The organism is Salmonella sp. SAL00672 (assembly GCF_046552175.1).
Classification (GTDB): domain Bacteria; phylum Pseudomonadota; class Gammaproteobacteria; order Enterobacterales; family Enterobacteriaceae; genus Salmonella; species Salmonella enterica.
In genome coordinates, this window is record NZ_JBGDUQ010000013.1 from 1 (window position 1) to 14,472 (window position 14,472).

Consider the following 14,472-nt stretch of genomic DNA (forward strand, 5'->3'; position numbering starts at 1 on the left):
GTGCCGTTGTTCCGTGTCAGTGGTGGCGCATTATAGGGAGTTATTTCTGCCTGACAAGAGGAAATTTAAAATAATTTTCTGAGTGCGCACTTTTTATTCTTTACGTTTATTTTGCCGACGATTTGTTGGTTAAATGGGCTATTTCACGGGCAAAGTGCGCAACCTGTTCCCAGTCGGTGTACACCACTTCTTTACTGGTATCCGTTTCGCCGCCCGACATTTTCATAATAAGCTTGATCATCAGACGGTCATACCAGCGATAGCGGGGATAGCGAAGCGCGCCTGCAATGACGGCACAGTAGTCAGGTCGCCACGGAGAGCTCATTAAAAACTTCCGCGCGTAGCTGTTAGTCTGCGGCGTCCGTTTTTCAGCTTTACGCGCCACCAGGTTAACGGAATAAAAGGCGCTCGGCATTCCGTTCAACCGCGTGGCGTATTTCTTAACGAACTCCTGAAAGGCGCTGTGGTAATGGCCATAACGAATAGACGCGCCAATCACTACGCGATCATAGCTATCCCAGTCCGGTTCTTCTGCGCGATGCAGATTAACGACATCGGCCCAGATCCCCATCTCTTTGAGTTCAGAAGCCAGATAAGAGGCAATTTCGCGCGTTTGTCCGTCCCGGGTAGAGAAAAGAATCAATGTTTTCACGTGTTACTCCATTATTCACGCCAGAAAGTCGGGGTAAAAAGTACCAGCAAAGTGAATACTTCCAGACGACCAAATAGCATGTTGGCAATGAGTATCCATTTCGCAACCGGATTCATACTGGCGAAGTTATCAGCAACCACCCCCAGCCCCGGTCCCAGGTTATTAAGCGTAGCCACTACCGAGGCGAAAGCCGAGAAATCATCTACGCCTGTAGCGATAATAGCCAGCATACTGACGATAAATACCAGCGCGTAGGCAGAAAAGAATCCCCAGACGGCTTCCAGAATACGTTCTGGCAGCGCCCGGTTCCCCAGCTTAATACTGTAAACGGCATTCGGATGCACCAGACGTTTGAGTTCGCGGTTCCCCTGTTTAAACAACAACAGAATACGGATGACCTTTAACCCCCCGCCCGTTGACCCGGCGCAACCGCCAATAAACGCGGAACATAGCAGCAAGACGGGCAAAAACAGCGGCCAGCGCGCAATGCTGTCCGTGGTAAACCCTGCCGTTGTCGCCATCGACACAACCTGGAAGAATGCCTGATTTAGCGTTGTCAGCGCCGAGTCGTAGATATTATGGAACCACAGTACCAGCGTGCAGATCACCACCAGCGTCAACTGTACGCCGATGAACATGCGGAATTCCGGATCGCGCCAGTATACCTTCAGGCTACGCCCGCTTAATAAAGAGAAATGCAGGCCATAGTTACAACCGGAGATCAGCAGGAAAATAGCGATGATGGTATTAATAGTGGGACTATCAAAATAGCCTACGCTGGCGTCATGCGTTGAGAAGCCGCCGATAGCGATAGTGGAGAAGCTGTGTCCGATAGCGTCAAACGCGGGCATCCCTGCAAACCATAGCGCCAGCGCGCAGGCTACCGTTAGCAAAACATAGATAAGCCACAGCGTTTTCGCCGTCTCGGCAATACGCGGGCGCATTTTGTTATCTTTGAGCGGCCCCGGCATTTCTGCCCGATAGAGCTGCATCCCCCCGACGCCGAGGATAGGGAGAATCGCCACCGCCAGCACAATGATCCCCATACCGCCAAACCATTGCAGCATCTGACGATAAAAGAGAATGGCGTGCGGTAATGAATCCAGCCCCACCAGCGTAGTGGCGCCCGTGGTGGTTAACCCGGAGAACGATTCAAAAAAAGCATCGGTAATGGTGAGGTTTGGGCTTTCCGAGAAAATAAACGGCAGCGCACCCACGCTGCCCAGCACGGTCCAGAACAGCACCACGATAAGAAATCCTTCGCGGGATTTCAGCTCGCCCTTTTCCCTACGGTTTGGCCACCACAGTATGGAACCGATCGCCAGCGCGACAAAAAAGGTCTGCGTGAACGCTCTTCCTGCGCCATCACGATATATTAGCGCTACCAGTCCCGGGAGAATCATTGTCCCCGAAAATAAGATAACCAGTAGTCCAACGATTCGGGTAATGGCGCGAAAATGCATCTCTGCCGCTTCCTTTATTCTTAAAAATGAGGTGGGGATTATTCTTCAATCGCTAACAATTGCAATGAACCACGGCTAAAATCCGCCAGTTTTGTGGAAAATGCATTCATATGAGCAAAAGGAAGCGCCACCCTGAGCCGAACAGACGCCTGATAATCGCTGGAAACGATCTTCCCGGCAAACTGTCCTAATAATGCTTCGATTCCGGCCAACTGACCGTACTCACACTGCAAAGTATATTCGGTTAATGGCGTCTTGCGTTGTGTGGCAAGCTGACGTAATGCCTGATTCACACCGCCGCCATAGGCTTTTACCAGCCCGCCCGTACCCAGCAGAATACCACCATAGTAGCGCACGACGACGGCAGTAATCTCTCCGACGCCACTGCCCATCAATTGCGCAAGCATTGGCTTGCCTGCCGTTCCCGCCGGTTCGCCGTCGTCTGAAAAGCCCAGTTGCTGTGAGTCGTCCGGCGCACCCGCCACCCACGCCACACAATGGTGGCGCGCATCAGGGTGCTCAGCTCTGACTGACTCAACAAACGCTTTCGCCGCGTCTACGCCATCGGTATGCGCCAATAGCGTAATAAAGCGGCTTTTTTTGATCTCTTCAACAACGGTGACCGGCGCTGCAGGGATTAACCAACTGTCCATTACGCCAGTTTTAAATCCCGCGTCATGTTTTCCACGCCGTTTTCGTGGATGACCACGTTATCTTCAATGCGAATACCGCCGAAAGGCTTGAGCGCTTCAATTTTCTGCCAATTGAAGTGCTTGCTGAACGGGCCTTCGCGCCACGGCGCTAACAGCGATTCGATGAAGTAAATCCCCGGTTCGATGGTCAACACCATTCGCGGCTGTAACACACGCGTGCAGCGCAGATACGGGTATTTGGACGGTGCAGCGAGATGCGTACCGGAATCATCCTGCATAAACCCGGCCACATCGTGTACCTGCAGACCCAACGGATGACCAATACCGTGCGGCATAAACGGCCCGGTAAGATCATTTTCCACCATCGCCTCTTCACTCATGTCGGTAATGATTTGATGTTTACGCAGCAGCTTCGCGATGCGCTGATGGAACTGAATATGATAATCCACATAGCTGACGCCCGCCTTCATGGTAGCGATCAGCGCCAACTGTTCATCGTTAACATCTTTCACCAGGTGGGCGTAGTCGTTATCGCTTTTCGCCGACCAGGTCCGCGTCAGATCCGCCGCGTAGCCATTGTATTCCGCGCCCGCATCCAGCAGGAAACTGCGCATTTCAGACGGTGCCTGATGATCCAGTTTCGTGTAATGCAGCACGGCGGCATGTTCGTTCAGCGCCACAATGTTGCTGTATGGAACATCGGTATCGCGATGTCCCGTGGCGGTCAGGTACGCCAGGTTGATGTCAAACTCGCTCATGCCGGAACGGAAGGCCTCTTCCGCCGCACGATGACCGCTCACCGCCATTTTCTGCGCTTCGCGCATACAGGCCAGTTCATAATCCGTTTTATAGGCGCGGTAGTAATGCAGATAGTCGATAACACCTTTCGGGTTGATGTTGCTGGCGGCGATATCCAATTGTAGCGCGCGCTCAGGAACCGGGCCGATATAGCCGATATTGCCACGCGCGGCAGGCAGTTGGCTGCCGATGCCATCCGCTTTCGGCAAGGCGACGACCTCGACTTCTTCCGTCCAGAAGGACGTTGGCAGCGGTTCAACGTTATGCCAGTAATCGACCGGCAGATAAAACCACAATTTGGGTTTGTTGACGCCATCGACCAGCAGCCAGCAATTTGGAACCTGAGTTACCGGCACCCACGCTTTAAACTGCGGATTGACCTTAAACGGATAAGGGTGATCGTCGAGAAAGACGTTGAATAGCTCGCCGGAGTGAATAAGTAACGCATCCAGCTTAAAGCGCGCCAGAACATCGCGCGTCCGTTCTTGTAAGGTAACAATATGATTTTTATAGAGCGCGGCCAGTGATTCCATTTTTTACCCTTCTGTTTTTTTGACCTCAAGTTCCCGCATCTTAGCACATCGCCCCACGAGAGCGTGATCTATGCCGAGCGTGATCACATCGGCATTTCTTTAATCATTTATTTGCATTTTATTAACACAAAATACACACTTCGCTTCATCTGGTACGACCAGATCACCTTGTGGATTCAGGAGACTGACATGCTTTATAAAGGCGACACCCTGTACCTCGACTGGCTGGAAGATGGCATCGCCGAACTGGTGTTCGATGCTCCAGGCTCGGTCAATAAACTCGACACCGCAACCGTCGCCAGCCTCGGCCAGGCGCTTGAGGTGCTGGAAAAGCAACACGATTTAAAAGGGCTGCTGCTGCGCTCGAATAAAGCGGCCTTTATTGTCGGCGCGGACATCACCGAATTTCTTTCACTGTTCCTCGTCCCCGAAGAGCAGTTAAGCCAATGGCTGCATTTCGCTAATAGCGTCTTTAACCGTCTGGAAGATTTACCCGTACCGACCCTTGCCGCCGTAAACGGCTATGCGCTGGGCGGCGGGTGCGAATGCGTGCTGGCCACCGATTACCGTCTGGCGACGCCAGACCTCCGTATCGGTCTGCCGGAAACTAAACTGGGCATCATGCCGGGTTTCGGCGGCTCCGTTCGTCTGCCGCGTATGCTGGGCGCAGACAGCGCGCTGGAGATTATCGCGGCAGGTAAAGATGTCGGTGCTGAGCACGCGCTGAAAATCGGCCTTGTGGACGGCGTGGTCAAACAAGAGAAGCTAATTGAAGGCGCGATAGCGGTGTTACGCCAGGCCATTACCGGCGATCTCGACTGGAGAGCTAAACGCCAGCCGAAACTGGAACCGTTGAAACTCAGTAAGATTGAAGCGGCGATGAGCTTTACCATCGCTAAAGGCATGGTCGCACAAACGGCGGGTAAACATTATCCGGCGCCGATGACCGCAGTGAAAACCATTGAAGCCGCCGCGCGTTTTGGTCGTGAAGAAGCGCTGAATCTGGAAAATAAAAGCTTTGTTCCGCTGGCGCATACCAATGAGGCTCGTGCGCTGGTCGGTATCTTTCTCAACGATCAATATGTAAAAGGTAAAGCCAAAAAGCTGACCAAAGATATTGAGACGCCGAAACAGGCAGCCGTACTGGGCGCGGGTATTATGGGCGGCGGTATCGCTTACCAGTCGGCCTGGAAAGGCGTACCGGTCATCATGAAAGATATCAACGATAAATCGTTGAACCTCGGCATGACCGAAGCGGCCAAGCTGCTGAACAAACAGCTGGAGCGCGGCAAGATCGACGGTCTGAAGCTGGCGGGCGTCATTTCGACCATCCACCCGACTCTCGATTATGCCGGTTTCGATCGCGTAGATGTTGTTGTCGAAGCGGTAGTCGAAAATCCGAAAGTCAAAAAAGCGGTACTGGCGGAAACCGAGCAGAAAGTGCGCCCGGAAACCGTGCTGGCCTCAAATACCTCCACCATCCCGATTGGCGAACTGGCAAGCGCCCTGGAACGTCCGGAAAACTTTTGCGGAATGCACTTCTTCAACCCGGTACACCGGATGCCGCTGGTTGAAATCATTCGCGGCGAGAAGAGTTCAGACGAAACCATCGCCAAAGTCGTCGCCTGGGCAAGCAAAATGGGCAAGACGCCGATTGTAGTCAACGACTGCCCCGGCTTCTTTGTTAACCGCGTGCTGTTCCCCTATTTCGCCGGTTTCAGTCAACTGCTGCGCGACGGCGCGGATTTCCGCAAGGTCGATAAAGTGATGGAAAAACAGTTCGGCTGGCCGATGGGCCCGGCCTATCTGCTGGATGTTGTCGGCATTGATACCGCGCATCACGCGCAGGCGGTAATGGCGGCAGGCTTCCCGCAACGGATGCAGAAAGAGTATCGCGACGCGATCGACGCATTGTTTGACGCCAGCCGTTTTGGGCAAAAAAACGGTCTGGGCTTCTGGCGCTATAAAGAAGACAGCAAGGGTAAGCCGAAGAAAGAAGAAGATGCTGCGGTGGATGACCTGCTGGCAAGCGTCAGTCAGCCGAAACGCGACTTCAGCGACGACGAGATAATCGCCCGTATGATGATCCCGATGATTAACGAAGTGGTTCGCTGTCTGGAAGAAGGCATTATCGCAAGCCCGGCGGAAGCCGATATGGCGCTGGTCTACGGCCTGGGCTTCCCTCCATTCCACGGCGGCGCATTCCGCTGGCTGGATACACAGGGCAGCGCGAAATATCTTGATATGGCGCAGCAGTATCAACACCTCGGCCCGCTGTATGAAGTGCCGGAAGGGCTGCGTAATAAAGCGCGCCATAACGAACCGTATTATCCCCCGGTTGAACCAGCCCGTCCGGTTGGTTCTCTGAAAACGGCTTAAGGAGTCACAATGGAACAGGTTGTCATTGTCGATGCTATTCGCACCCCGATGGGCCGTTCGAAGGGCGGCGCGTTTCGCAACGTGCGGGCAGAAGATCTCTCCGCCCACTTAATGCGTAGCCTGCTGGCGCGTAATCCGTCGCTTACAGCGGCGACCCTCGATGATATTTACTGGGGCTGCGTACAACAAACGCTGGAGCAAGGCTTCAACATTGCCCGTAACGCCGCGCTGCTGGCAGAAATTCCCCATTCGGTACCGGCGGTCACCGTCAACCGTCTGTGTGGTTCCTCGATGCAGGCGTTACACGATGCAGCGCGAATGATCATGACCGGCGATGCGCAGGTTTGTCTGGTTGGCGGCGTGGAGCATATGGGGCACGTGCCGATGAGTCACGGCGTGGATTTTCACCCGGGTCTGAGTCGCAACGTCGCCAAAGCGGCAGGGATGATGGGGCTAACGGCGGAAATGCTCTCCCGCCTGCACGGCATTAGCCGGGAAATGCAGGACCAGTTCGCCGCGCGTTCTCATGCTCGCGCCTGGGCCGCCACGCAGTCTGGCGCATTCAAAACGGAGATTATCCCGACTGGCGGTCATGATGCAGACGGCGTGTTGAAGCAGTTTAACTACGATGAAGTGATCCGCCCGGAAACCACGGTCGAAGCGCTATCAACGCTGCGTCCGGCATTTGATCCGGTTAGTGGCACGGTCACGGCGGGCACCTCATCCGCGCTTTCCGATGGCGCAGCCGCCATGCTGGTAATGAGCGAAAGTCGTGCCCGTGAGCTGGGCCTGAAACCTCGCGCCCGTATTCGCTCAATGGCAGTGGTGGGTTGTGATCCGTCAATTATGGGTTACGGGCCGGTTCCGGCGTCAAAACTGGCGTTGAAAAAAGCGGGACTGTCGGCCAGCGATATCGATGTGTTTGAGATGAACGAAGCGTTTGCCGCACAGATCCTGCCATGCATTAAGGATCTGGGATTGATGGAGCAGATAGACGAGAAGATCAACCTCAACGGCGGCGCGATCGCGCTTGGTCATCCGCTCGGCTGCTCCGGAGCACGTATCAGCACCACGCTTATCAACCTGATGGAGCGCAAAGACGCGCAGTTTGGTCTGGCGACGATGTGTATTGGTCTGGGTCAGGGCATCGCCACGGTGTTTGAGCGGGTTTAATCAAAGATAATATCCCCTAAATAACTCGCATTGCAGCGCAGCGGCAACTGAGCGAATCCCCGGGCACATAGATAACTATGTGCCCGGGATGAGCAAAGGCAGCCAACAAAGAGGCTGCGCGAATTATGACGGGAAACAGTTTAGTTGCCGTTTTTCCCGCCCGTCAGGGGCGGGTTTTTTCACCGTATGGCCCGTTCTACTCAGTAAGCGCTTTGGTCAGGCTAAATGGCATAGCCTGATATCCACGCGCACCATGTATTTGCATTTCGACCGCAGGCTCTTTTTCTCCCCATTTGAACTCTTCCAGATACGGATTAGGCAAGCTGGTAAATGCGCCTACCGACAAATCAAACGCACCACCTGCTGTTGCGGAATACACGAACACAGAATTCTTGTCAGTCTGGTACTCGGTGATAGAGGTTACCGGGCTAAACCACTCGTTCCCGCGCTCTTTACCGTATTGCCAGATCTGTTGGACTGTCTTGTTTTTCTGGTCGATTTTGTAAATCACGGAGCGGCTGTATTTCATACTCTGCATAGCAGGCTGTTCTAAGCCGCGGCCATCGCCATTGTCGAAAGCGGAAAGGTATAAGATATCGCCTTTACTCTTACTATCAATTTTAAAGGCCGTATGTTGCGTCCATGTCCAGTCGAAGTCACCCTCGCAGCCACTGTCCTGGCAAGCAATTTTTTGGCCTTTGCTATCCACTGGCGTCAGAATTGCGGCATTAAATGGCGCTTTCCAGCCAGCAGGCGTACCCAGTATCCACTTCACTTTCTTATCGCGGCCGATTTTGATAATCGCACTCTGGTGGCGGGAGCTGATGATGATGGAATCATCTTCACTGTCATAGTCGACGCTGTTGACATGCGCCCAGTTGCGGCCAGCCCCACAACCCACGATATCCCCGAATTTGTCGGAGGAGTCCAGCGCCGCCAGATCTTCTTCGCTCAACGTATGGCCGGACTGGCTGGCGTCGATATTCAGGCACACAGCGCCCTGATCGAGGGTTTTCATTATCACATCACGATAAGGATCGAGGATATCAAACAGACGCCATTCATCCACTACCACGCCGTTCTGATCAACTTCGGCAATCACATCACGCACGGTACGAACATTTTTCCCATCAGGGCGTTTATAGTTAGAGCTGGCTACACGCAGGAAGTAGTGACCGTTGGCCGCGTTATCCATTGAGTGTGAAAAATCGTTATAATTATCCGGCAGACGGCGGTTAAAGATTTCACGCCCCATGATATCGTATTTCACATAACGCTGACCGTAGCCCCACGATAGTGCGCCATCCTGGTTTTGTTTAAAGCCCATCATAACGCCAGCACGATAAATTGACTTTAAATCATAAATTGAACTTGGATTCATAAACCAACGAATATCACCGGAGGTGTCGATAATAGCGTTAGCTGTAGTGAAGTTCCATTCTAATGCACCCCCAGTAGGGTTGTTCCAGACAGTACGCGTTCCATTCCCAGACTTATCTTTCGTATTATTCAAAAGATACAAGCGATCTTTAAATTCTGGGGAAACCTTTTTAACATCGATAGTAAAGAGTGCTGATTGTTCTTCTTTTGTACCCGCTGATTCAATATAGGCAGGCGGCGCATACATTTTATAGCTTTCTTTTACATTTTCGGTTTTACTACCCTGGATCCTTGTATATTCAACTTCAACGGTATTGACATAATCCGGGTAAAGACCAAAGACGGGAATACCGCCATACGTTAAAAGGTATTTATTATTAACTTTATACGCGATCTCCTGGCCATTTTCTTTGGGTACAATCCGTACATGCACGTCACGTAACTGGTAACCGCCATTACGAATAACGGCGGTTAGCGGCGCGATATCATAGGGGTTCATAACAACTTCGCCAATTTTTCCCTGGACCTGATAGTCCACTTTAGCGCCGCTGGCGCCGCCGATGGCGAAAGCAGTAGAAGGTACTGATGACAAAATTGCAACAGATAATGCGAGAGAAGTTAAAGCATATTTAAATTTCATAACACTCTCCATCTTATAAATAAATAACTTTCCATTTTATGTTTCTTTTATAAAAATAAATGAAGCATATATAATTAACTATTTTTATTGATAGTCTCAGGACATAATATTACTTAATTTATTACACGCAATACAAAGCCTGTAGATATTCAATATCATAACGTTTTATAGTTGACGATTAATTAATATTTAAGAGGACTTTTAGGTAGGCTAACGTAAAAAGGGACGCTACTGCGTCCCATAAAATAGTTAAATAAATGCGAACGCATCGCCAAACAGACGATCTTCCCGCGCGTTACGCTCATGACAGAACAGATCGCGGGCGATTTTCGCCATCTCAAAACGTCCGGCAATATAAATATCGTGCCCCGCCAGCGTACCATAATCCTGCAATACCGCCGTAAGTACCGTTCCTGTACGTCCACGCCAGCCTTCTTCCGGCTGCTCGACAACAGGTTCAATACGCAAATTCGGATGGTTAACAGAGAGTGCTTCCAGCTCAGAGAGATCATAGAGGTGCTTTTCTTCGCGACCACCCCAGTAAATGGTAACATCGCGGTTCGGGTTGCGCGCTAACGCCGTCAACAGGATGGAGCGCACATAAGAAAAGCCCGTACCGCCCGCGATCAGAATCAACGGACGCTCTTCATCGTCACGTAGCCAGGCGTCGCCATGCGGAATATCGACGACGATTTCCCGGTCTTTCAGAATTCGATCCATGACCGCCATCGCATACAGATTGAGCTCGGAGGCGCCAATGTGTAATTCAATAAACCCTTTCTCGTCCGGCGTTGAAGCCATCGAAAACGGGCGTTTGTCACGCTCGTCCATTACGACCATCAAATACTGACCAGCGCGGAATGTAAACGCCGCGTCCGGCACTAAACGAACCCGATATACGGTATCGGTGATAGCTTCTACCGAGGTCACTTTACAGCTTAAGGTTGTCATGCGCTCCCTCTGTCGGGTGTCGGGTCAATACCGACATTTTTCAAGCCGAGTCGCCGCAGCCTGAAATGTCGATGTCCGCTTTCAGTTATTTAAAGATAGCCAGCTCATCCCAAATCGCATCAATACGCGCGGTAACTTCAGGATCTTTAACAATAGGACGACCCCACTCGCGTTGGGTTTCGCCCGGCCATTTGTTTGTGGCATCCAGCCCCATTTTTGAACCCAGCCCGGAGACCGGCGAGGCAAAATCCAGGTAATCAATCGGCGTATTTTCAACCAGCACCGTATCCCGCGCAGGGTCCATACGGGTGGTAATCGCCCAGATCACATCATTCCAGTCGCGTGCGTTAACGTCATCATCGCAAACGATAACAAATTTCGTATACATAAACTGGCGCAAAAACGACCAGACGCCCATCATGACGCGTTTCGCATGACCAGCGTACTGCTTTTTCATCGTCACTACCGCCAGGCGGTAAGAACACCCTTCCGGCGGCAGATAAAAGTCGACGATTTCCGGAAACTGTTTTTGCAGAATAGGCACGAAGACTTCATTGAGCGCCACCCCTAACACCGCAGGCTCATCGGGCGGACGCCCGGTATAGGTGGAGTGATAGATGGCATCCTCACGCTGTGTAATATGCGTGACGGTAAAGACCGGAAAGCTATCCACTTCATTATAATAGCCCGTATGATCGCCATACGGTCCTTCCGGCGCCATCTCTCCCGGCTCAATGTAACCTTCAAGGATAATCTCGGCGCTGGCAGGCACTTCCAGATCGTTAGAAAGACATTTAACCACTTCAGTTTTCGTGCCGCGCAGCAGGCCCGCAAAGGCATACTCCGACAGAGTATCGGGAACTGGAGTCACGGCGCCAAGTATCGTCGCCGGATCGGCGCCCAATGCGACGGAGACCGGGAAACGTTCACCCGGACGCGCGGCTAACCACTCCTGAAAATCCAGCGCGCCGCCGCGGTGAGACAGCCAGCGCATAATCAGCTTATTTTTACCTATCAACTGCTGACGATAAATGCCCAGGTTTTGCCGTTCTTTGTGCGGGCCACGCGTTACCGTCAGTCCCCAGGTAATCAGCGGCGCGGCGTCGTCCGGCCAACAGGTCATGACAGGAAGACGCGTTAAATCGACATCATCGCCAGACGCGATTTTCTGCTGGCAAGGCGCGCCGCGTAACCGTTTCGTCGGCATATTCAGCACTTGCTTAAACTGCGGCAGCTTGTCAAACAGATCGCGAAAGCCTTTCGGCGGCTCAGGTTCTTTCAGAAACGCTAATAATTTACCCACTTCCCGTAAGGCGGAAACATCATCCTGCCCCATGCCCATCGCCACGCGTTTTGGCGTGCCAAAAAGGTTGCACAGCACCGGCATGGCGTAACCTTTAGGATTTTCAAACAGCAACGCCGGTCCACCCGCACGCAGCGTGCGGTCAGCGATTTCCGTGATTTCCAGATGAGGATCCACAGGTAGCGTGATGCGTTTTAGTTCCCCCTGCTGCTCAAGTAGCGTCAGGAAGTCGCGTAAATCGTGATATTTCATGGCGTCCATTGTAGCCTCTTGGTAAGCGCATCATTATACGGCGTTCATCATCGGGATGCTGTATTTTTGTTAAATTAGCGTGAACTCTGGCAACCAACGCTAATCCAGATACGGCTTAAAGGATGAAGTGTATAATTAACTTCGCGCATGGCTTTTGCTATGCTTGCGCCCCGAACAAGCGGATAAGAGTCATTATGCAATCCTGGTATTTACTGTACTGCAAACGCGGGCAACTTCAGCGTGCTCAGGAACACCTCGAAAGACAAGCGGTAAGTTGCCTGACACCGATGATCACCCTGGAAAAAATGGTACGCGGAAAACGTACCTCCGTCAGCGAACCGCTCTTTCCTAATTATCTGTTCGTTGAATTTGATCCGGAAGTGATACATACCACTACAATCAACGCCACGCGCGGCGTCAGCCATTTTGTGCGCTTTGGCGCGCATCCTGCGATCGTGCCTTCCAGCGTTATTCATCAGCTTTCTATCTACAAGCCCGAAGGCGTTGTCGATCCTGAAACCCCCTATCCCGGCGATAGCGTCATCATCACGGAAGGCGCATTTGAAGGGCTGAAAGCGATTTTTACCGAACCGGATGGCGAAACGCGTTCGATGTTACTGCTTAATTTACTCAATAAAGAAGTGAAGCAGAGCGTAAAAAACACCGGTTTTCGCAAGATTTAGCTATCGTTCAGAATACGACCTCAAATAAGGTTCTGGCGTTGGCATCTGTCATCGCCGCTAACCATTGCGGATCTTCACCACGCCATAGCGCTATGCGCTCCAGGATGTGAGGCAGATACGCGGGCTCGTTGCGTCGTGACGTTGGGTTCGGCGTAAGATCGCGAGGCAACAGATACGGCGCGTCGGTTTCTATCAGTAGCTTTTCCGCTGGAATAAACGGTAAGAGTTCACGTAGCTCAAGTCCGCGTCGTTCGTCGCAAACCCACCCGGTAATACCGATATAGAGCCCTCTGTCCACACAGGCCTGCATTTGCTGGCGTGAACCGGTAAAGCAGTGCAGTATTGCACCAGGAAGACTATCCAGCCAGGGATCAAGCAATGCCAGAAATCGCTCATGCGCGTCCCGGCAGTGCATAAAGATTGGCATCTGTAATTCGGCGGCAATTTGTAGCTGCGCCTGAAAGGCACGCTCCTGCTCCTGCGGCGTAGAAAAATTGCGATTGAAATCCAGCCCGCACTCACCGATAGCGACGACTTCCGGCTGGTTCGCCAGCGCAATAATGGCGTCTTCAGACGCGGATGACCACTGACTGCTGTCATGGGGATGGACGCCAGCCGTCGACCAACAATGGGGGTAGCGCCGCGCCAGTTTTAACGCCTGCTGACTTTCATGGATGTTCGTTCCGGTCAGTAGCATACCTTTTACTCCCGCCGCAAACGCACGGGCGACCACATCATCACGATCTTTTGCAAACTGGCTACTGGTTAAATTAACGCCAATATCAAACATGCTTGCCCCCATATGACAACCGCCCTGGCGGGCGGTTGTGTTTAGTCTTCAGTGTGCTCGGCCTTTTCGGTTTCGGCCTCGTTATCTTCGTCGCGCGTCCGTCGCTTACCGACATAAAAGCGTGAGCAGAAAACGCCAATTTCAAACAGGCAGTACATCGGTATCGCCAGCAACGTTTGCGAGAAAACATCTGGCGGCGTAAGCAGCATTCCCACAATGAATGCCCCGACCAGGATATAAGGCCGTTTTTTACGCAAATCTTCTGGCGTGGTGATGCCCATCCAGCACAGCAACACAATCGCCACCGGCACTTCAAAGGCTACGCCAAAGGCCATAAAAAGCGCCATGACAAAGCTAAGATAGCTGGCGATATCTGTCGAAACCTGTACCCCTTCCGGCGCCGTATGCGTCAGGAAACCAAAGGCCAAAGGGAATACGACAAAATAGGCGAAGGCCATACCAATGTAGAAAAGCAGCGAACTGGATACCAGCAGCGGTACGACCAGACGACGCTCATGCTTATACAGCGCCGGGGCGATAAAGGCCCAAACCTGGTACAAAATGACAGGCGCGGATAAGATCAAAGACACCATGAAGGTGAGTTTGATAGGCGTAAAAAACGGCGACGCCACATCCGTCGCAATCATTGTCGCCCCTTGCGGCATCTGTTTAATCAGCGGTGCGGCGACTAAATGATAAATATCATTGGCGAAATAAATTAACGCCAGAAAAATCAGAAGCACTGCGACGATGCAGTTTAGCAGGCGCTTACGCAACTCGATCAGATGCGTGATAAGCGGTTGAGTATCTTCTACAGCCATG

12 protein-coding genes are annotated in these 14,472 nt (G+C 52.2%); 3 read left to right on the forward strand and 9 right to left on the reverse strand.

The annotated features are described in order from the left end of the window. Positions 1–106: 106 nt before the first annotated feature. From hemG to pepQ, 4 genes are read right to left on the reverse strand one after another with little or no spacing between them, the layout of a single operon-like run. Positions 107–652: a menaquinone-dependent protoporphyrinogen IX dehydrogenase gene (hemG, locus tag ACLJTG_RS21375; protein ID WP_000853982.1), complete on the reverse strand. Its 546-nt coding sequence runs from the start codon at positions 650–652 to the stop codon at positions 107–109. An 11-nt stretch (positions 653–663) separates the two neighbouring features. After that, on the reverse strand, positions 664–2,115 hold the full coding sequence (gene trkH / locus ACLJTG_RS21380) for a Trk system potassium transporter TrkH (RefSeq protein ID WP_000545688.1): 1,452 nt from the start codon (positions 2,113–2,115) through the stop codon (positions 664–666). Positions 2,116–2,153: 38 nt separating this feature from the next. Continuing rightward, the gene (locus ACLJTG_RS21385; protein ID WP_079951531.1) at positions 2,154–2,768 is read right to left on the reverse strand and encodes an IMPACT family protein; all 615 of its coding nucleotides are present in this window, start codon (positions 2,766–2,768) and stop codon (positions 2,154–2,156) included. Continuing rightward, complete coding sequence (gene pepQ, locus ACLJTG_RS21390) at positions 2,768–4,099, reverse strand: Xaa-Pro dipeptidase (protein WP_000444529.1); 1,332 nt, start codon at positions 4,097–4,099, stop codon at positions 2,768–2,770. The genes ACLJTG_RS21385 and pepQ overlap by 1 nt, the downstream gene beginning before the upstream one ends. Before the next feature lie 189 nt (positions 4,100–4,288). On the opposite strand from pepQ, the gene fadB reads away from it, so the two are divergent. Both fadB and fadA read left to right on the forward strand, forming a co-directional pair. Next, positions 4,289–6,478 carry a fatty acid oxidation complex subunit alpha FadB gene (gene fadB / locus ACLJTG_RS21395; protein ID WP_000966001.1) on the forward strand — a complete coding sequence of 730 codons (2,190 nt, stop codon included), beginning with the start codon at positions 4,289–4,291 and terminating at the stop codon, positions 6,476–6,478. A 9-nt stretch (positions 6,479–6,487) separates the two neighbouring features. Next, the gene (gene fadA / locus ACLJTG_RS21400; RefSeq protein WP_000438778.1) at positions 6,488–7,651 is read left to right on the forward strand and encodes an acetyl-CoA C-acyltransferase FadA; all 1,164 of its coding nucleotides are present in this window, start codon (positions 6,488–6,490) and stop codon (positions 7,649–7,651) included. Between the two features lie 196 nt (positions 7,652–7,847). Here the strand turns inward: fadA and ACLJTG_RS21405 are convergent, their stop codons facing one another. The 3 genes from ACLJTG_RS21405 to ubiD all read right to left on the reverse strand — a co-directional run bounded on the left by ACLJTG_RS21405 (position 7,848) and on the right by ubiD (position 12,186). Continuing rightward, complete coding sequence (locus ACLJTG_RS21405; RefSeq protein WP_198898389.1) at positions 7,848–9,671, reverse strand: aryl-sulfate sulfotransferase; 1,824 nt, start codon at positions 9,669–9,671, stop codon at positions 7,848–7,850. 249 nt (positions 9,672–9,920) lie between these two features. After that, entirely contained in the window at positions 9,921–10,622 is a 702-nt protein-coding gene (fre, locus tag ACLJTG_RS21410; protein ID WP_000209838.1) for an NAD(P)H-flavin reductase, read from the reverse strand. An 85-nt stretch (positions 10,623–10,707) separates the two neighbouring features. Then, positions 10,708–12,186, reverse strand: coding sequence for a 4-hydroxy-3-polyprenylbenzoate decarboxylase (gene ubiD / locus ACLJTG_RS21415; RefSeq protein WP_000339764.1), 1,479 nt, complete (start codon positions 12,184–12,186; stop codon positions 10,708–10,710). A gap of 185 nt (positions 12,187–12,371) precedes the next feature. Here ubiD and rfaH point away from each other — a divergent pair, with 185 nt between their 5' ends. After that, entirely contained in the window at positions 12,372–12,860 is a 489-nt protein-coding gene (gene rfaH / locus ACLJTG_RS21420) for a transcription/translation regulatory transformer protein RfaH (protein WP_001192410.1), read from the forward strand. 7 nt (positions 12,861–12,867) lie between these two features. Here the strand turns inward: rfaH and tatD are convergent, their stop codons facing one another. Both tatD and tatC read right to left on the reverse strand, forming a co-directional pair. Further along, positions 12,868–13,650, reverse strand: coding sequence for a 3'-5' ssDNA/RNA exonuclease TatD (gene tatD / locus ACLJTG_RS21425; protein ID WP_000459643.1), 783 nt, complete (start codon positions 13,648–13,650; stop codon positions 12,868–12,870). Positions 13,651–13,691: 41 nt separating this feature from the next. Then, entirely contained in the window at positions 13,692–14,471 is a 780-nt protein-coding gene (gene tatC, locus ACLJTG_RS21430) for a Sec-independent protein translocase subunit TatC (RefSeq protein WP_000257554.1), read from the reverse strand. Position 14,472 lies beyond the last annotated feature (1 nt).

Bases quoted from the DNA above. Each gene is read 5' to 3' on its own strand.
- trkH (WP_000545688.1), bottom strand. From the start codon at position 2,115: ATGCATTTTCGCGCCATTACCCGAATCGTTGGACTACTGGTTATCTTA.
- ACLJTG_RS21385 (WP_079951531.1), bottom strand. From the start codon at position 2,768: ATGGACAGTTGGTTAATCCCTGCAGCGCCGGTCACCGTTGTTGAAGAG.
- pepQ (WP_000444529.1), bottom strand. From the start codon at position 4,099: ATGGAATCACTGGCCGCGCTCTATAAAAATCATATTGTTACCTTACAA.
- fadB (WP_000966001.1), top strand. From the start codon at position 4,289: ATGCTTTATAAAGGCGACACCCTGTACCTCGACTGGCTGGAAGATGGC.
- fadA (WP_000438778.1), top strand. From the start codon at position 6,488: ATGGAACAGGTTGTCATTGTCGATGCTATTCGCACCCCGATGGGCCGT.
- ACLJTG_RS21405 (WP_198898389.1), bottom strand. From the start codon at position 9,671: ATGAAATTTAAATATGCTTTAACTTCTCTCGCATTATCTGTTGCAATT.
- fre (WP_000209838.1), bottom strand. From the start codon at position 10,622: ATGACAACCTTAAGCTGTAAAGTGACCTCGGTAGAAGCTATCACCGAT.
- ubiD (WP_000339764.1), bottom strand. From the start codon at position 12,186: ATGGACGCCATGAAATATCACGATTTACGCGACTTCCTGACGCTACTT.
- rfaH (WP_001192410.1), top strand. From the start codon at position 12,372: ATGCAATCCTGGTATTTACTGTACTGCAAACGCGGGCAACTTCAGCGT.
- tatD (WP_000459643.1), bottom strand. From the start codon at position 13,650: ATGTTTGATATTGGCGTTAATTTAACCAGTAGCCAGTTTGCAAAAGAT.
- tatC (WP_000257554.1), bottom strand. From the start codon at position 14,471: ATGGCTGTAGAAGATACTCAACCGCTTATCACGCATCTGATCGAGTTG.